The organism is Haploplasma modicum ATCC 29102 (genome assembly GCF_000687835.1).
GTDB classification, from domain to species: domain Bacteria; phylum Bacillota_I; class Bacilli_A; order Acholeplasmatales; family Acholeplasmataceae; genus Haploplasma; species Haploplasma modicum.
The window spans coordinates 78,978-98,438 of the sequence record NZ_JHYB01000003.1; the positions used below are offsets into that span (position 1 = coordinate 78,978).

The following is a 19,461-nucleotide window of genomic DNA, read 5'->3' on the forward strand; positions in this document are numbered from 1 at the left end:
TTAATTTTTTTTACTTATTCCCGGATATTTTACCGAAATCTTTTTTACTTCTCCATTAAAATCTATTGTTAATGCCGCATTTGTTACGGCAGTTACCTTACCTTCACCAAACTTATCATGAATAACAGTATCACCTTTTAAATATGCAATAACTGGTTTTCTTTCTGTTTTAACATGAACTACTGAATGCTTGCTTCTTTGTTTTGTTTCATTAATAAATTTGGATTCATTTTGAATTTGTGGAATCCCACCTAATTGTGTTCTTCTTGAACTTGTAATGTAGAGATGTTTTTTTGCTCTTGTTATTGCAACAAAGAATAATCTTCTTTCTTCTTCTTCATCCTCATTTTTATTCATTTTATTATCAGGAATAATTCCTTCATTAACTCCAACAATAAATACAACATCAAATTCTAATCCCTTTGATTGATGAATCGTTGAAACTGTTACATTTTTAAACTCTTCTTCTTTAAAATAATATCTATATGAATATCCTTGAAAATTATTTCTATATAAAACTGCAAAACTTTCATATTTGTCTTTCAGTTCTTCATATTTTTTTTGTACAAACTCAAACTCTAAATTATCATCTAAAAACTTATTGTAATAAATAAACCCTTCATCAGCACTAAAAGATTTTAACTCTTTTTCAATTCTATTTTGATTATAACTAATTAAATTATTAGCGATACTAATTATTCCTTTATCCGAACGATAGTTGTTTGATAAAATTTTAACATCAGCACTAAAATCTTCAATATATTTAGTAAATAACTTAAAGTTTGCACCTCTAAAACCGTAAATACTTTGATCTGGATCCCCAACAATAAATGTTTTTGTATTATCTGTTATTAAAGATTTAAAGATTAAATACTGTAGTTCATTAGTATCTTGAAATTCATCAATTAAAATATGTTTGTATGTGATATTAAACTCTTTAATTGCATTAAGTGCTAAATATTCAACATCAATAAAATCCATTTTATTTTCAGTTTGTTTAAACAAAATATAATCATCATATTTTTTTGGTTTTTCATCTATTTTCAACCCTACATCATAGTTATTGAACTTATTTAATTCACTTTCTGTAAATGGACTTTTTCCAATAATTTGAATATCTTTTTTCAAGTAATTTGTTACTATCTCATAACAAAAAGCATCAAATGTTTTAACTGTTAAATCACTTCTATTTATTCTTTCACTCATTTCAGTTGCTGCTTTTTTAGTAAAAGTAATAGCTAAAATATCAGTCTCATTTTCATCTTCTAAAATAGTTTTAATTCTTTCGGTTAAAACTGTTGTTTTACCACTTCCTGCACCTGCAATAACTGCAGTATGTTTGCTAGTCGTGTATATTGTCTTTAATTGTTCATCACTAAAATTCTTCATCATGTCATCCTTTTTTTATACTAATATGAGTTTTAAGTATTTTTTTAATACCATGTTCAACACTAAAAGCAATTGTTAAAATATCACCACTTATTGCAACTACAATACCTTTACCATATAAATCATGAGTAATAATATCGCCGGTATTAAAATCTTCAATCTCATTTTTCTCTTTATATATTTTCTTAACTTCATTTGGTTTTTCTAAAACTTTTCTTGTTTCTTTTTCCAAGAATGCTTCTTTTAAAAATCTAGAAGGTCTATTATAGTTATATGTCCCATACATAACACGCATTTTAGTGTTTGTTAAGTATAAATCAATTTTCGCTCTAGTCACAGCAACATAAAATAATCTTCTTTCTTCTTCAAGTTTACTTAAATCATCAAAACTTCGGTGATTAGGAAAAATTGTTTCTTCTAATCCAACAATGAAAACAACTTTAAACTCTAATCCTTTAACTTGATGAATTGTTGATAATCTGACTGAGTTATCATCATTTTTTAATACTTCTTGGTCGGTAAACAAACTAAGTTCATCAAGGATTGCTCTAATTTTTTCTAGATTTGTTCCTTCATACTTTGTTTTACCCATAAAAAACACTGATTTAAGTTCATTTATATTGTCTTTACGTTCTTTTTGTTTATCTTCTATTTCTTGATCCAATTCTTCTTGATAATTACTATAACGATATATTACATCGACAATTTCTTCAATATTTTCTAAGTCGTTTAGCTCTCTTCTAATATTAATAATTATATTTTTAAATTCAGTTAATATTTTTTTAGTTTGCGCTGATATAGTATTAATACTACTGATTGCATTTAACATTGTTAAATTATTCTCGAAAGCAAAATTTTCTAACTTGTTTTTAGTTGTATCACCAATTTTTCGTTTTGGCACATTAATAATTCTTTTTAAATAAAAATTACTTTCTTCAACTACAACCTTCAAATAAGCAAGCATATCTTTTACTTCTTTTCGGTCATAGAAAGACTGTCCCCCGTAAATAATATATGGAATATTTTCATAATTAAAATTATGTTCAAAGTTTCTAGATAAAACATTATTACGATATAACACTGCAATTTCATTATAAGAAATTCCTTCATATGTTAAATCTTTAATTTGGTTTGCGACAAAAAATGCTTCTTCCTTTTCATTATCAAATGTATATGTCTTAACATTTTTGCCACTTCCTAAATTACTACTTAAGTTTTTATTGCCTGTTCTACTTAAATTATGTTTAATAACTTTGTTTGCAAGTTCTAAAATATTATTAGTTGAACGATAATTTTCATCTAAAACAATTGTCTTGGCACCAAAATCTTTAACATACATTTCATTATGTTCGTATTTTGCTCCTCTAAATGAATAAATACTTTGATCAGGATCCCCTACCACAAACATATTTTTATTATTTAATTGCTTTAAAATTTGATATTGTAATTTATCTGTATCTTGAAATTCATCAACCAATATATGTTCAAACATATTTTGGTATTTGAGTCTAATATCTTCATTATTTTTAAATAACTTATACACATATACAATTAAATCATCAAAATCCATTAAATTATCAGCAATTAATTTTTCTTGATATAAATCAAAAATATCTAACATTTTCTCATCATACGTAAATTCTAACTCTGTTTTATGTCCTGATATTACACTTCTACAAAGTCTAACTGGATATTCCTTAATGTCTAAATCAAGTAGTCTAATAACCTCTCTTGTTATAGTAAGTGAATCATCCTGGTCTATAACAATAAAATCATTGTTATAGCCTAATTTTAAGTCTTTAGCATGTTCTCTTAAAACCTTTAGGCAAAATGCGTGGAATGTGTATAACCATGTTCCCATTTTATTAGGATAAATTATGCTATCTACTCTATCTCTTAATTCTTTTGCTGCTTTATTAGTAAATGTCACCCCTAATATTTTATTAGGATTAACATTATTTTTTTCAATTAAATAGGCAATTCTTGTTGTTAGTGTTTTAGTTTTACCAGTTCCTGCCCCTGCAACAACAAAAAGCGGAGTGCCTTGATGACGTACCGCCTTTAATTGGTTTTCGTTTAAGCTATTTAATTGTAAATCAATTTCTTCACTTTTCACAATATTTTCCCTTAATAAGATTTTTTAAGTGGCACAATCTCATTTAAAACTAAATGATCTTTATCACTATCTTCATCAATATTAAAAAATCCATGTCTAATTAATTGTAGTTTTTCATTAACTTTTAAATATGCTACAGTTTTTTCAATAAATCCTTCTTTGGTTTGCCATGAATTATGATTAAATCTATCTAGTAAATCTTTAGACTTATCTTCATCCATAATCAGTGGTTCAAAGAAGTTGTATGTTACAGGATGGGCATTTAGGCTTGAAACAAATTGGATTGTTCCGTTTGGCTTTCTTGCATCAAAACCTGAACCACTCTTTGTTTCTTCATCGTAAGTTGCTAAGATTTCAACAATATTACCATCCTTATCATAGATTACTTCATTTGCTTTAATGAAGTAAGCATTAAATAATCTAACTTCAATTCCAAGTGCAAGTCTCTTATAATGTTTATTTGGTTTTTCTAAGACAAAATCTTCTCTATCAATATACAATTCTTTAGAAAAAACAATTGATCTTGATCCTAAATCTTCATTGTTTGGATGAAATGGTACATCGATCATTTCATATTTTCCTTCAGGATAGTTAGTAATAGTTACTTTAATTGGATCAATTACTGCCATTACTCTTCTTGCTTTATCATTTAAGTCATCTCTTAAGCTTGATTCAAGCATGTCTGCACTTACTGTTGAGTTAACTTTTGATAGTCCTGTTGATAAAATAAAGTTCTTTATGGCAGCTGGAGTATATCCCCTTCTTCTAAGACCTGAAAGTGTTGGCATTCTAGGATCATCCCAGCCTCTAACTAACTTAGATTCAACAAGACGAAGTAAATATCTTTTACTCATTACAGTATCTTCTATTCCAAGACGACCAAATTCAATTTGTCTTGGTACATTTTCCATTTCTGTTTCTCTAACCACCCAATCATAAAGTGGACGGTGATCCTCAAACTCTAAACTACATAGTGAATGAGTTATTCCTTCAATAGCATCTTCAATCGGATGAGCAAAATCATACATTGGATAAATTACCCATTCATCTTTAGTGTTGTGGTGATATGCAAATAAAATACGATATAAAATTGGATCTCTCATATTCATATTAGGACTTTCCATATCTATTTTTGCTCTCAAGACACATTCGCCTTCTTTAAACTTACCATTTTTCATATCTTCAAATAATTCTAAGTTTTTTGAAACTTCTGTATCTCTGTATGGTGAGTTTGTTCCTTTAACTTCAAAAGAACCTCTTTGCTTATTAATTTCTTCAGGTGTTGAGAAATCAACATAAGCTAATCCCTTCTTAATTAAAATAACTGCTCTTTTATACATCTCTCCAAAATAATCAGAAGCAAAAAAGACATGATTTGGATCATAACCTAACCATTTAATATCTTCTTTAATTGCCTTAACATATTTTTCTTCTTCTTTTTCTGGATTTGTATCATCATATCTTAAGTTCGTTGTTCCACCAAAGTGTTTTGCAAGTTCAAAGTTTTGAATTATTGCTCTGGCATGACCAATATGTAAAAATCCATTTGGTTCAGGTGGAAATCTAGTAATGATTTTAGTATGTTTTTTATTCTCTAAATCATTTTCCATAATTGTTTTAATAAAGTTTGATTGATTTTCCATTTTTAAGCACCTCGCTACTATTCTTTATTATATGATAAAACCCTAAAATTAACAACTTTTATCAACATTTTAAATAAGAAACTTTAAGTAATTTTTAAATACTTAAAGTCAGTTATCAATATTTATTTAATTTATTAAATCTAATATTACTAATGTCTCAAATGAGTTTGTTTCAGGGAACATTTTAATTGGAGTAATTTCTTTAATTTCATATTTGTTTGCAAGCAATTTTGTATCTCTAATTAATGATTGAAGGTTACATGACATATAAATGATTCTTTTAATTTTTTTGTTTAATAAACTATTAACAAATTTCTTATCTAAACCTTGTCTTGGTGGATCTACAAGTAAAGTATCACATGTTAGCTCATCGATTAAATCTTCAGCATTACCAAGTAATAAGTTTACTTCTTTGTCTTTAAATATTTCTTTAGCAAGTTTAATATTTTCAGGATTATTATCAATCAATGTTAATTTTTTATTATTATCTAAAACATTATATGAAATACTACCTATTCCACTATATGCATCAATAATACTTTTACCTAAAATATGTTTTCTTATTTCTTCAAATACTAAATCTTGAACTTTAAAGTTAACTTGCATAAAACTCTTTGTTGTCATAATTAAATTATTTTCATTTAAGAAATCTTGACCTCTTAGTGTGTATGTTTTGTTACCTAGGATTTTATTAACATCATCTTTAATATTTAGGGTAACTCCTAAAACATTTTTATCTAAATCAAGAAGCTCTAATATTTCATGTAGACCAATAAAACTTCTTCTAGTAGAAACTAATGTTACTAGTAATTTATTTTCTGAATTATTTTTTATCATTAAATGTTTTAATATATTAAAATCAACAGTAATTTTTGCATCATTTAATTTTTTAACTAAAATATTAGCATTATCATTAGCAATATCTAGCCTATCAGTTTTTACTAATCTAGTTTCATTATAATCATATAGTCCAAGTGTTAATATTTTATTATTCATTATATGGAATGTTACTTTATTTCTATATGATGAATTATTATTATCTGTAATAATCGGAGCTATTTCAAAATCCTTGTTAAATGCTTTGTTAAATGATTTTAATGTAATATCACTTTGCCATTTTAGTTGCATGTCAAATGATAAATGGCTCATATTAAGACTTCCTAATAAGACACTATCTTTTAGTCGATCTTTTGATGGTTTAATTACTTTTATAAGTTTGGCTATAGCAAACTTCTCTTTTACTTTAAGCACTAAAGCACGAACTAACTCGTCTTTTAATGCTCCTTTGATATAAACATATATATCATCAACAATTGCAATCCCATCACCTTTATAATCTAAATCTATTATTGTTACTTCTATTTCTTTTTTTACTTCTAACATAAAAACTCCTTCTTTTATTACATATCATAATAAATACTTATATATTATACCTTATTTTAATAAATTTAATCATATAATATAAAAACCTCTAAAAGAGGTCTTTATGTATTATGGATTTAAGTTTGTATAAGAATTAATAATATCTAATAATTCTTGTTGTTTTAGTGGATCTAATGATTCATATTCAGTTATTAAATTTGAAACATCTTGACTAATGTCATCACCATTTGTAATACCTGTAATAATATCTGCTACAATTAAGTCTATTTCAGGTGTTATCGAGTTTGAAAGAATTTCATTTAACATGTCTGATGCATTAATACCTTCAAATTCAAAGACTAAATTATTTGATGCCACTTTAACATTAGTTACTTTTATTCCTGATTCATTAAAGTTTGCAAAGAATCCTGTAACTCTAAACTTGTTGTTTTCAAAATTTAGTCCCTCACTACTAATTTGTCCAATGATTGTTGTAATCAAATCTGTTTCGATTTCTAAATCACCAAATTTTACTTTTGTAAGTTCTAAAACTAAATCATTATTTTCTTTTAATGGATTTAAATTAAATTCTACATTAGTTTTAAAATAATTACCATTTTTACCAAGTTTGACTGGAACATTTAAAACTAAGCTTTCTGTTACATCAAAATAAGGTAGTCCTACAACAAGTTCAAAATCTTTATAAACTGTCTCTTTTGAAATGTATGAGTTTGCTGCATTTTCTCCTCCAGTAATTAAATAGTTAATTACTCGGTATAGTTCAAAATCGTTAAAATTCATATGATTTCCATTTAAAATTAATGAAGAGATTGCTTTATCTTTTAGGAATGTTTCAAATTCAGATTCTGTTTTAATTTTATCTGATTCTAATAAAGTTTTTTCAAGCTTAGAGGTTCTAAGTTTAGTAAAATCAATTTCACCACCTAAAATATAATCTTCTCCTTCTTCAACAATGCCAAGGCTTACTAAACTATTTTCTTTAGCAATATTTAATAAAGCATTAATTAATTCATTGTTCTCTGTCTCAAGAATTGTAGTTAGGTCAATTGTTAATTCTAATTTTGATTTATCAAATGTACCTAAATTATTTAAAGCATCATTGATAATCTTATCAAAATCAACTACTTTGGAAGCAAGATTTAGAGCCCATTTGAATGGAATATTTCCCATATTGACTTTCTTTAACTTAAAAACCATTACCCCGTCGGTTGAATCGATTACCTCAAAACTAATAAGTGCTCTTGTTTTGTATGTCATTATTCTAGCATTTAAATGAACCCCAACAATAACATTCAATGTTTTTTCATTTAACTCTAACCATACACCTTGAAACATAATATTTTCATTTACATAAACATAATTTGGATCACTAGTATTTGACATACCGGTTAAAGCCTTGATAATTTCATTATTTAAAGCATCTTCTCCAAGCCCAAGTGAAATTATATTTGTACCAGTAATTAATTTTTCAAGTTCTTCTTCAATTAATTCTTCTAAATTAATTGCTTGATTTGAAGTTTCTGGCACTTTTACTGACTTATACATCAAGGCAAGTGGTAAGCCAATTAAAACAACAAAAAATAATATAATACTTAATAACCACTTAATTGGTTTTAAAATTAGTTTTAGCATAAAAAAATTACCTCCTTTATCTAAATTTATAATAATCTATTTAGACAAAAAAAGCAATTGTTTTGAATTTAAAACTATATATTTTGTTTTGTAGAAAATCCTTTAATGATGTAGTTTTCATTAACACCACTAACTGATTCTTGAACGAATGCTGCACTTGCAATCATTGCTGCATTATCAGTACAGTACTTAAAACTTGGAATTAAAACTTCTAAACCCTTTATCTCTTCATTAACTCTTCTTCTAAGTTCACTATTGGCAGCAACACCGCCTGCTAAAATAAATTGTTTAACATCATATTTTTTAATTGCATTAAGTGATTTTTCTAATAAAACATCCATTACACTATTTTGAAATGATGTTGCCATATCATTTACATTAACTTCTAAACCTTTTTGATTTAAGTTATGAACCTTATTAATTACTGCACTTTTTAGGCCTGAAAAACTAAAATTAAACTCATCTTTATCTAATAAAACACGTGGTAGATCGTAAGTATCTTTCCCAAGTTTAGCCAGTTTATCAATTACTGGCCCTCCTGGATATGATAAGCCTAGAGTTCTTGCAACCTTATCATATGCCTCACCAACTGCATCATCTAGTGTTGTTCCAATAATTTCAAAATCAAAATCTTTATTCATATAAATTAACTCTGTATGGCCGCCACTTACTAATAAAGCCATTAGTGGAAACTTCATTTCATTTTCAATTCCTGCCGCATAAATATGTCCAATTAAATGGTTTACACCGATTATTTTTATATTATTTGCATAGGCAAATGCTGTTGCTGCATTAATTCCAACTAATAAAGATCCAATTAAACCAGGTCCTTGTGTCACTGCTACTAAATCAATTTCACTAACATTGATATTCGCTTTGCTAATAGCTTCTTCAATTAATCTTGTTACATGTTTAACATGGTTTCTACTTGCTATTTCTGGAACAACTCCACCATATATTGTGTGTATATCTATTTGAGAAAATACGATATGTGATAAAACTTCTTTTTGGTCTTTAAGTATAGCGACACTTGTTTCATCACAGCTACTTTCAATTGCTAATACTATCATTTTATAACTCCTTCATTAATACTAAGGCATCTTCGGTTTCATAATAATTTTTTCTAACATTTATTAAATAAAAATCATTTTTAGCATAAAACTTTTGTGCTTTAATATTACTCCTTCTTACTTCTAAAGTAATTGTTTTTACATCTTCATTTTTAAAAAGATTAATAACTTCATTAAATAATAAAGTTCCAAATCCTCTTTGTTGATAAAAATCATCAACAACAAAATTTAATAACTCTCCTGTGTCATCATAATATCTACAACCAATATAACCAATTATTTGTTTATTTTGTTCATAAACAAAAAATCTAGCAAAAGGATTATACATAATTTCCGAGTATAGGAATTTTTCACCTAAAGTATCTTTAAGTATCTTTTTTTCCAAATTAACAACACTTACAATGTCATTTAATTCCATTTTTCTGATCATATTCGTTTTCTGCTTCAGTCTTTCTTAAATAATTGGGTTCAAGTAAAAATACGTCTTTTACTTCTTCACTATTATTAATTATAATATCTAAATCTACTTTAATTGTATCTTCATTTAAAATAATATAGTCTTTGTTTTCTTTTAAGTTATCTAAACTAATATATTTATCACCGCTAATAGATTTACCAAAAGTGTGATTATTTGCAAAATAAAAACCTCTTCTAGCATCAATTGCAGCAGTTATATTTTCGTATCCGCTTGATAGAAAAATTAGGCTACTAATCTGTTCTAGTTTAATATTCTTACTGTATGCTAATGTCTTAGCAACTACAACTGCTACTCTATTACCTGTATATGAACCTGGTCCAATACCAACGATAATTTTATCTAGATTTTCTAACTTTATATTTTCTTCATTAAGTAAAACTTCAATTTCATTGACTAAGTAAGCGGCATTATCGTTTTTACCTAATCTAGTTCTAATTATATTTTTATCATCATTTTTTAAACCAACAACTAAGAGATTAGTTGCGGTATCAATTACTAAAACTTTCATATCTCATTTATTTCCTTTTCATACATCTCATTTGGTGATGAGAATTTAAATGTTCGATTATTTAAGTTACCTTCAATTTTAACTAAAATATAGTTATCCGGAAGTAAGTCAACTACTTGATATGGCCACTCGATAACAACAAAACTATCTTTGTCAAAAACATATTCTTCTAAATCAAAATCTAGACCGATATCTATAAGTCTATATAAGTCTAAGTGATATAATTTTGCTTCATCATTTTCATATTCTTTCATAATAGTGAATGTCGGGCTCTTAATAACATCCGTTATTCCAAGTCCCTTTGCAATACCTTTAGTTAGGGTCGTCTTACCTGCAGCTAAATCTCCATCTAACAAAAAAACAACATGTCTGCCTTTAAAGATATTACCTATTTTCTTTCCTAATTCTATTGTTTCTAATTCACTATTCGTTGTTACTACTTTCATCTTTTTCTACCTTCTTCTTTGCTACCCATTCAGGTAATCTATTTCTCAATGAATGAAAACCTATAATTATTGGAATGCTCTTACTTATTTTTTTATTGATTTCATGACAACTTTTATAACTAAGTTTGTATCTTTTAGTTTCTTCGTCAACTTCAATCACTTGAAGTCTAACTATGTCATTAGTATTAAAAATATTTTCTATATCAGCAACAAAAAGTTCGGATATTTCTGAAATGTGAACTAAGCCATTATACTCACCACAATTAACAAACATCCCATACTCTTGAAAACCTGTAATTTTGCACTCGATTAAGTCGTTTTTCTTCATAATTCTACCTCTTTTTATTATTATAACATAATAATTAGTATGATAAAAAATATATAGCTTAATATCTTATTTTTCACATTAAAAAACCTAGTAACAATTTATTACTAGGTTAAAAACTATTTATTTACTTTTCTTTTTTTTATAATAACAATCCCCAAAGTAGTTCCTGTTACTACAACAAGTCCAATTAATAGCATTAATAGATAATTCATATTACTATCTTCATAATTAAGGCTTGAGTTATAGACATTTATTTGTTGTTCGACACTATGAACTACACCAAACTTATCTGTAATATTTAACTTTACTTGATATAGGCCACTTATATTTTCATATCCGGTATATTCATCCATAACTACTTCATAATTTAAAATTTCTATATTATTATATTTAGAGATTAAATCTGCAATTTGGTCAATAGTCATCTTATTTACTTCTTCAATTGTAATAATATTTTTTGAAACCCAAAAAACTGGAACATCTAGTGAGACTACCTCATATTTTCTCGTATATGTCGTTTTATTTCCAGCAGAATCACTTACTTCATAAATGACATCGTAAATTCCAATAACACTCTTGATATTATTTTTTACAACCTTTATATTATCTGTTAGAATACCATCTATTTCATCATTAGCTTCTAATTCAAGTCTCAATAATTGATCAGTTATTTTATCCTTGTAATTAATTTTAATAATACCACTAGCATTGTCAACAAATAATGGCATAACATCATCGATAACACTTATTTCAAGTAAATGGGTTGCTTTGTTTTTCGAACTATCTTGTGTCTCTAAAGTCACTTGATATTTACCTATTTCTCCATTTATCAATTTGTTATCTATAATATTTACCTCTAAATTTAAATCATAATTATCTTTTACTGTAAATAATGTTTTTATATCACTATCAGTTAAAACATCTTTATAACTAATTGTTATATTACTTGGTCCTTCGATAATTGGTTTTTTAAAATCCATAACTACAACTAAAAGTAAATATTCTTTAGTTTTTCCCGAACTATTTTTAACAGTAAATAAAATCTCATAATTACCAACCTTATTTTTATTTTCTGAGTAACTATCTTTTGACACTTTAATTAAACTTGTAATGTCACCATCATAACCATCAAGTGCCCTTAGATTGATTGCTTGTTTAATTTCATCAATAGTCATAGGCTTTTCAAAATCAACAACTAAAGTATCCTTACCACTAATTGCAAGTTTCTGGTTGTTTTTTATAATAACATCCAATTCAGCATCGGTACTTATTATCTCTTTGTTATTTATATATAGTGTAATTTTATTTTCCACAATTACAAATCTTATACTTGATAATGAAACATTTTTTTCAGTAATCTCATCAGGGCTTGAAATTACTAAATCAAATGATCCACTTCCTTCAAATGTTACTAACGCCTCGCCCAATCCCCAAACGTTTTCTGAGAATTTTTTATCTGTTCCTTTAACATTCAATATTAAATCGTTATATCCTACAACATAATTAAATAGTATATCTTGGTCGCCAAACTCACAATCATAAACCAACGTTCCATTTAAGTTGTAGTTAACTTTGAAACTATTTTCACTAGCAAAAATACTACTCGAACTAACAATTAATATACTTAATAAAACAATTATAAAAGCATTAACCTTTCTTATCATTTTTATACCTCTTTCTATTTATTAATACTATTATTAAACTTGTTAAAACTATTATTGTAATACCTATTATCAAAAAATAATTGATCGTTTTTTCAACATTTATTGTTAACTCTATTTCAATTACCTGATTATTTTTTGTTGTTATAATAATATTTTGATTATAAACACCAACATCACTATTATTAAAATAATTATTGTTTTTTATAACATAACTAAAAATCTCAAAATCAAAGTGTACACTTATCATTTCTAAAATTAATGCCTCACTTAAAAAGTAATTTTTTTTGGTATATACTTCAAATCTTTTAGTAGTACTTTTTTGTTTTAAATCGACGTTATAAATTGTTAAGTTACAAACATATTTTCCTCCTTCGTATGTTACTTCATATTTTTGATTATAAATCCCTAAATTAGTCATGTTATCTTTGTATTCATCTAAAACTAGTTTTAGCTCTAAATCCACTATGTTTTCTCCAACTACAATTTTAAAATCAACAATTCTTAATATTTCTTTTTGAGATAACGGCTTATTTATGTCATTAATCAAAACATTGCTAGATTCTGCTTCCTTATGATTACTAAAATTAAATGATGTAAATAGTGTTAACAACAAAAAAAGTAACTTCAATTATTTCCCCTCCTTTACAATATAGTAGGTATAAAATAACTTAATTACTTTTTAATTATTTGGATTAAGTTTTACTTATAAATTATAATCACTTTGATAGAAGATTAACTCTTTCTTATTGTCTAAAATATCTTCGGTTATCTTCCATGCTAGTTCTATTTCATCTCTTCTTACAAAAAACTCTTTTCTCTTTTCAATTATTGCAAGAATTAATTTACTATAGTCTTCTAATTCTTTATTAAAATTATGTTTGATATTAATTGATTCACCTAAAATTTTTGAACAAAGAGTAATTGAATTATTTGGGAAAATATCAATTAATACTTCACTTCCATCTTTTAGTGTTAATTTTATATTTGTTTTTTTACTATCTAATTTTTTACCAGTAATAATATTAATGTCAATATTCTTGTATTTCAAAGTTCCTTTAAATAACGTTTCTGTTGTTGAGTCCTTTGAAATATTCTTTTCATCTAAATATCCATCATACTGACCAAAGATTAATGATTCATAATCAACTCTTAGTTTTTTAAGAACTTTTACTTTATTATCAATAATTAAGTTAGATAAGTTCTTCTTTGGAATATCACTTAAAATAATTGTAAGTAATTGTAAGATATGTCCTTGAAACATATCTTTAAGAGCTCCTACCTTATCATAAAAAGGTCCACGGTCTAAGACTCCCACATCTTCTATTACTTCTAAATCAATTTTCTTAATGTTGTTGGTATTTAAAAAATTATTTAATATATTTGGATAAAACTTAAAATTAAATATTTGATCAATTATATTTTTAACTAAATAATGATCAACACGATAAATTTGATTTTCTAAAAAATGATTTTCTAACTTTGTATTTATTTTAAATGCATCTAAATAATTATCGCCAAATGGTTTTTCAAAAACTAATAGGTGTTTTAAGTCTTTTTTAACAACAATTTTATTGTTTGATAAATTATCAATAACCTCATTAACTAAGTTTGCAGCTAAAGCAAGATAGTGAATAATATTTGTCTCTTCTGATTTATTGTCTTCTAGATATTTACTTAAAATATCATAATCCTCTTCTTTACTTATTTCCATTTTTAAATAATCTAGATCAGATTTTATATTTTCCAAACTTAATTTATCGTTTTTATTTTTAATAAAGTCTATATATTCTAAAGTTGTAAAGTCTCTTCTACCTAGTGCCACAACCTTAGTATTTTCGGGTAATTTATTTTTAATTTTTAGTTCTTCAATTGCAGGTAAGATTTTTCTAAAAGTTAAATCTCCTGTTGAACCATATAAAATAATGATTAAATCGCTTTTCATTTTTCCTCCCAATATTATAATAAATAATAATAATATACCTATTATAATAAAAAAAGACTAATATTACAATATTAGTCTACTCAAACCTTGCAAAGCTTGCTCCATATTCAAAGCATTTTTCTTCTTCTTCTGAAGATGGTGTTGATTCAATAATTAAACCCTTAGCAAATGGTTTAATATTTATCGCTTCAAGTCGCTCTTCCCAATAATCCATCCATTCTCCTTCACTCCAGCCATAAGACCCGAATAAAGCTATTTTCTTGCCTTTTAGGCTATGTTCTATATCAGCGAAGAATGGTTCAAACTCTTCTTCTTCTAATTCTTCAATTCCCATTGAAGGGCATCCGAATGCAATTTTATCATATGTTAATACATGTTCAATAGTAGCATCATATACTTCTAATAATTCAACTTCATATTTTTCACTTTCCATACCTTCTTTAATCTTTTTTGCCATTATTTCAGTATTTCCAGTGCCACTCCAATAAACAATAACTGCTTTTTGCATGCTATCACCTCTTTTATCATTTAGTATTATAACACTAATTGCTATTTTTGCCAAACTATTTTTTCTTGTAGTAATAAATTATAAAGCCGGTAATTGCTATTATGTTAAAGAGTGCTACTAAATAATATTTCTTATAATTTATTGAATTATCAGCAATCTCTACTTTTTGAATATATTCTTCATAATTTCCCCTACAGTCATAAGCGACATATAAAATATGATAAGTGCCACTTATACTTGTATCAATGTTTTTGGGAAAACTTAAGAGAGAAACTACATTTTCCCCTAACTCTAAATTCATTCCCTTATAAAATATATCATTTTTATTTAAACTTAAATCTTTTCCGCTAATTAGTTTCTCATATTTTAAATCAACATAAACTAATAAAATATATTGACTTATATTTTCATATTCATCTGTTAATTCATATATTACTTCATAGACTCCTATCTCATTTATATTAACCTTACTTTTTATTTTTATTAAAATATTTTCAGGTAAACTTAAATTATCACTATATTTTTCAATAAAAGTTAGGTAGTCTGGTTCACTACTATTTAGTTTTAGAGTTATATTATTTTTACTTAAAATTAATTCTGGTGGGTTTTCATCTATAACATAAATAGTATCAGAAAGTTCTATATAATTAAGACTACTATCAGTAAATCTAAATATAACATTGTAAATTCCTGGTTTTTTATAGTTGATCTCTCCAATTAATTCTAAATTAATATTTGCACCTTTATCATAGTTATCATTAATTTCAAAAAACTTTTTGTAATAATTATTATCTACCTTATTAAAATCAGTAAAAATGATATTCAGTTCATCATTTATCTTAAAAACTTCTGGTGCTTCTAAGTCTTTAACTAAAACTTTAACCTTAATTATTTTTGTATTTTTACTTTTATCTGTAACACTAACATCAAGATTATAAGTTCCAATAATATCATATTTGATATTTATATCGATAAACTTAATTATTAAGTCACTATAATCATCATAATTATCTTCTATTAAGAAATAATTATGATAGTCGATATATTTTTTATTAACCTCAATTATAATATCCGTTAAAATGTTAATTGAAGGTTTTTCTAAGTCCTTTATTTCAATAATTACTTTTTTTGATGTCATATTTAGGCTTGAATCACTTACCTTATATATACATTCATATTTACCAATACTATTAAAGTCAATATATCCTTCTATAATGACACTATTAATATTAAGCTTTGAGTAATTATCACTTACTTCAATGATTAATGATTCTAGTACTTTTTTATCATAGTCATAAACATTAAAAACATTATTTTCCTTGATGATTAGTTGAGGTTTTTCACTATCTATTACTTCAACAAGCCGTGTTGAAGTTTCAAAAAGTCCAAATTTATTAGTTGCTTTTACAGTAATATAAAAACTTCCTAGATGATTAAAATCGAAATTATAATCATATTTTATTTCTAAGTTATTGTCATAAGGATCTGTAATTTTAAAATGTTTTATTGGATCAAATTTTAATCCATACTCATGATATATAATATCTTTTGATTCAATTATTGGTTTTTTGTTACTCTCAATAATATAATACCGCTCTACTTTATTTATATTATATGATGGATCAAATATTTCAATAGTTATTTTATACTTACCTGGGATATTTACATTGACTAAAGATAACCCATAAATATTTATTGTTATATCATCATTGCTATAGTAATTATCTTTATAAATTATATTACTAATTATTTCATTTTTATCTAGAAGTTTTTTCCCAACAGGTTCTATAATATCTTCAACATATATAAACTCTGGAGCAATAGTATCTACAATATTAAAATAAATTGACTCTGTGTTGCTAATAAAATAGTCAGGAAATGTTGCCTTATAGTCCACTCTAAAAGTTTTTACATGTTTTGTGTTAATCACTTTAGTAGTTGTATGATTTACTTCCTCATAAAAACAATTTTTAGATACAATGTTTCCCTTATCATCAATTAGTTTTGCTTCTGGTAAATTAAAGTACTCGCCAGGGCTACTATTTAAAGGTATATCTATTTTTATATTATTCCAAACAACTCGGTAACTTGAAAGGATGTTAAACATCAAAAAAAATATTTTCATTTTTTCACCTCATTAGATACTAGTTCATTAAATCTATTTTTACTTTTATTATGTTATAATAAATTAGGTGATGACATGAAAATATTAGTTGGATCATATAATAAAAATATATATGAAGTTTCAATTGAAAATGAAAAATTTAAAGAAACAAAAATTTTTAAAAATATTGAAAAACCTAGTTACTTAATTAATGACTTAAATTTAAGTTATATTTATTCTATTGATAAAATTCAATATGCTCATATTGAAAATAACGATGTGTTATTGAATGAGGGAGCGTGTCATATTTCTTATGATAAAGTTAATAACTTAGCTTATACATCTTTTTATGGTGCTGGATTATTAAAGGTTTTAGCAAAAAAAGATAAATGGCAAGTATCAGAAACATTTAAGTATACTAGTAAATCTAAGATACACTATGCCGAGTATATTGATACAATAAATTTGGTTGGTGTAGTTGATTTAGGTGAAAATAATTTAATGCTTTATGAAGTAATTGACGGTAAATTAACTCTTAAAACAAATTACATTTTCCAAGAAAACGTTGGACCTAGACATTTTACATTCCACAAAACTTTACCAATCATTTATTTGATAAGTGAATTAATACCAAAAATATTTGTATTTAAGTATGAAAATGGTTCATTAATTTTACTTGAAGAACATTTCTTAACTGACGGATACGGTTCAGCAATTAGACTAACAAAAGACAACAAATTCTTGTATGGTGCTGTAAGAAAATCAAATTACTTATTTTCTTTTAATGTAGATGAAAATGGTTTAATTTCTTTAACTCAAAAAATTAGTACAGAAGGAGATCATCCAAGAGATTTTAATCTAATTGATTGTGATAAATACTTAGTGGTTGCTAATATGCATAGTAATGATCTTTCATTATTTAAAATAGTAAATGGCAAACTATATTTAAAAGACAGTAAATATAATTTAGACGGTGGGGCATCGATTATTCACAAATAATTGATGCTTTTCTTTTTAATAATTTAATAATTTTAGTCATTAAACTAACTGATTGTTTATAAAGTGATTTCTTATTTGATAATTTAACAAGTTCTTCTAAAACAAAAAGTTGAATAAAATAGTCATCGACAAAAACATCAACATTAGATAACTCTCTAAAAGATGAATCAAGGTCAGTATTACTACTGTTATTGAAATAATAATTAAAGAACAAAATAATTATTTTACTGGACTTTTTGTATAGTAATTCGCTATTTTTAATTATCTCTTTTTTTAGTTCATTATGCATTGATAACTTAAATAATGTTACTAAATATTTAATATAGAAAAATTCATTCTTGTTTTTTAATTTGCTGATATATACTAAAGACTTTTCATAATCATGCTTATTAAAAAAATAGTGAGAAAACCAAATATAGTCTTCATTGATGTTATCTAGATTATTTAAAATATTTAACTCATTTTTAATCTGATCAGAACAAGAAATACTTGCTAAATGGGCTAATTCATAGTTTATTAAGTTGGTAATCTCATCGAGGTTAGCATATTTGTAGCTAATCGATTTAGTTTTTTCTAAGAGAGATCTAGCATTATTGTATAAACCAATTTTATAATAAGATTTAATGACCAATATGTTTGTGTAATGTTCGATATTATTTTTAACATTGAACAATACAAGTTCCCTAGATAATTCAATAATATGATTATATTTTTCTAATCCATAGTAAATTTGAATTACTAAAACAACGAAAAAAATTAGTTCATCTTGAAGGAAAAAATTATAATAACCAATTAACTCATTTGCTATTAAACTTGATTTTTCATAATTTTTTTCGTTAAATACATTGTATGCAAGCATAATAAGTTTTGACCGATAATCTACTTTATCAATATGATTATTGAGAATATTTGATTCTACATATTTCTTTGACAAAATATCTTCGATCCAAAGATAATCATTCTCTTCTTCAACAAATAACCTATTATCTATTTTTAATCGATTTTTTAGTGTGTTTAGAATTGAATCATTAGGAATTAATTGATTTCTTTCAACCTTACATAAATATGATAGACTACAAACATCTTTAGAAACTTCCTCAAGAGTAAGCCCCATTTCTTTACGTCTATGTTTAATAATTGATCCAACCGTCTTATTAGCTGGATTAATTATTGTGTGATAATCTTTAATACATAATTTTATTTTATTTAGCATAAAAAAAACTCCTTTTTGAAATATTATCTTCATATAAG

Annotated in this window: 17 protein-coding genes; 1 reads left to right on the forward strand and 16 read right to left on the reverse strand. The window is 25.5% G+C overall.

The features are described from left to right. The 15 genes from T352_RS0102930 to T352_RS0103000 all read right to left on the reverse strand — a co-directional run bounded on the left by T352_RS0102930 (position 1) and on the right by T352_RS0103000 (position 17,232). Positions 1-1,389 carry an ATP-dependent helicase gene (locus tag T352_RS0102930; protein ID WP_026391691.1) on the reverse strand — a complete coding sequence of 463 codons (1,389 nt, stop codon included), beginning with the start codon at positions 1,387-1,389 and terminating at the stop codon, positions 1-3. 4 nt (positions 1,390-1,393) lie between these two features. Continuing rightward, the gene (locus tag T352_RS0102935; RefSeq protein WP_162151143.1) at positions 1,394-3,505 is read right to left on the reverse strand and encodes an ATP-dependent helicase; all 2,112 of its coding nucleotides are present in this window, start codon (positions 3,503-3,505) and stop codon (positions 1,394-1,396) included. Positions 3,506-3,516: 11 nt separating this feature from the next. Continuing rightward, the gene (locus tag T352_RS0102940; protein ID WP_026391693.1) at positions 3,517-5,148 is read right to left on the reverse strand and encodes a glutamine--tRNA ligase/YqeY domain fusion protein; all 1,632 of its coding nucleotides are present in this window, start codon (positions 5,146-5,148) and stop codon (positions 3,517-3,519) included. A gap of 126 nt (positions 5,149-5,274) precedes the next feature. Then, positions 5,275-6,531, reverse strand: a complete 1,257-nt coding sequence (locus T352_RS0102945; protein ID WP_026391694.1) for a class I SAM-dependent RNA methyltransferase — start codon at positions 6,529-6,531, stop codon at positions 5,275-5,277. Positions 6,532-6,639: 108 nt separating this feature from the next. After that, positions 6,640-8,163, reverse strand: coding sequence for a hypothetical protein (locus tag T352_RS0102950; protein WP_026391695.1), 1,524 nt, complete (start codon positions 8,161-8,163; stop codon positions 6,640-6,642). Between the two features lie 74 nt (positions 8,164-8,237). Beyond that, the gene (gene tsaD / locus T352_RS0102955; protein ID WP_026391696.1) at positions 8,238-9,233 is read right to left on the reverse strand and encodes a tRNA (adenosine(37)-N6)-threonylcarbamoyltransferase complex transferase subunit TsaD; all 996 of its coding nucleotides are present in this window, start codon (positions 9,231-9,233) and stop codon (positions 8,238-8,240) included. Position 9,234: 1 nt separating this feature from the next. After that, positions 9,235-9,663 carry a ribosomal protein S18-alanine N-acetyltransferase gene (gene rimI / locus T352_RS0102960; RefSeq protein WP_026391697.1) on the reverse strand — a complete coding sequence of 143 codons (429 nt, stop codon included), beginning with the start codon at positions 9,661-9,663 and terminating at the stop codon, positions 9,235-9,237. After that, on the reverse strand, positions 9,638-10,219 hold the full coding sequence (tsaB, locus tag T352_RS0102965; protein ID WP_162151144.1) for a tRNA (adenosine(37)-N6)-threonylcarbamoyltransferase complex dimerization subunit type 1 TsaB: 582 nt from the start codon (positions 10,217-10,219) through the stop codon (positions 9,638-9,640). Before tsaB ends, rimI begins: the two co-directional genes overlap by 26 nt. Further along, positions 10,216-10,665, reverse strand: a complete 450-nt coding sequence (gene tsaE, locus T352_RS0102970) for a tRNA (adenosine(37)-N6)-threonylcarbamoyltransferase complex ATPase subunit type 1 TsaE (RefSeq protein ID WP_162151145.1) — start codon at positions 10,663-10,665, stop codon at positions 10,216-10,218. Before tsaE ends, tsaB begins: the two co-directional genes overlap by 4 nt. After that, complete coding sequence (locus T352_RS0102975; RefSeq protein ID WP_026391700.1) at positions 10,643-10,993, reverse strand: S1 RNA-binding domain-containing protein; 351 nt, start codon at positions 10,991-10,993, stop codon at positions 10,643-10,645. The genes tsaE and T352_RS0102975 overlap by 23 nt, the downstream gene beginning before the upstream one ends. A gap of 116 nt (positions 10,994-11,109) precedes the next feature. Further along, complete coding sequence (locus tag T352_RS0102980) at positions 11,110-12,657, reverse strand: DUF5011/hyalin repeat domain-containing protein (RefSeq protein ID WP_026391701.1); 1,548 nt, start codon at positions 12,655-12,657, stop codon at positions 11,110-11,112. Then, a complete protein-coding gene (locus T352_RS0102985; RefSeq protein WP_026391702.1) occupies positions 12,641-13,285 on the reverse strand; it encodes a hypothetical protein in 645 nt (214 codons plus the stop codon). The genes T352_RS0102980 and T352_RS0102985 overlap by 17 nt, the downstream gene beginning before the upstream one ends. A 75-nt stretch (positions 13,286-13,360) precedes the next feature. Continuing rightward, positions 13,361-14,599 (reverse strand): glucose-6-phosphate dehydrogenase, encoded by a 1,239-nt coding sequence (locus T352_RS0102990; protein ID WP_026391703.1) that lies wholly within the window; start codon positions 14,597-14,599, stop codon positions 13,361-13,363. Positions 14,600-14,675: 76 nt separating this feature from the next. Continuing rightward, entirely contained in the window at positions 14,676-15,107 is a 432-nt protein-coding gene (locus T352_RS0102995; protein WP_026391704.1) for a flavodoxin, read from the reverse strand. A gap of 55 nt (positions 15,108-15,162) precedes the next feature. After that, positions 15,163-17,232: a hypothetical protein gene (locus T352_RS0103000; protein WP_026391705.1), complete on the reverse strand. Its 2,070-nt coding sequence runs from the start codon at positions 17,230-17,232 to the stop codon at positions 15,163-15,165. Between the two features lie 75 nt (positions 17,233-17,307). On the opposite strand from T352_RS0103000, the gene T352_RS0103005 reads away from it, so the two are divergent. Then, complete coding sequence (locus tag T352_RS0103005) at positions 17,308-18,210, forward strand: lactonase family protein (protein WP_026391706.1); 903 nt, start codon at positions 17,308-17,310, stop codon at positions 18,208-18,210. On the opposite strand, the gene T352_RS0103010 is transcribed toward T352_RS0103005, so the two are convergent. Next, positions 18,197-19,423: a helix-turn-helix domain-containing protein gene (locus tag T352_RS0103010; RefSeq protein WP_026391707.1), complete on the reverse strand. Its 1,227-nt coding sequence runs from the start codon at positions 19,421-19,423 to the stop codon at positions 18,197-18,199. The two genes, T352_RS0103005 and T352_RS0103010, sit on opposite strands and share 14 nt — an antisense overlap. Between the last annotated feature and the right edge of the window lie 38 nt (positions 19,424-19,461).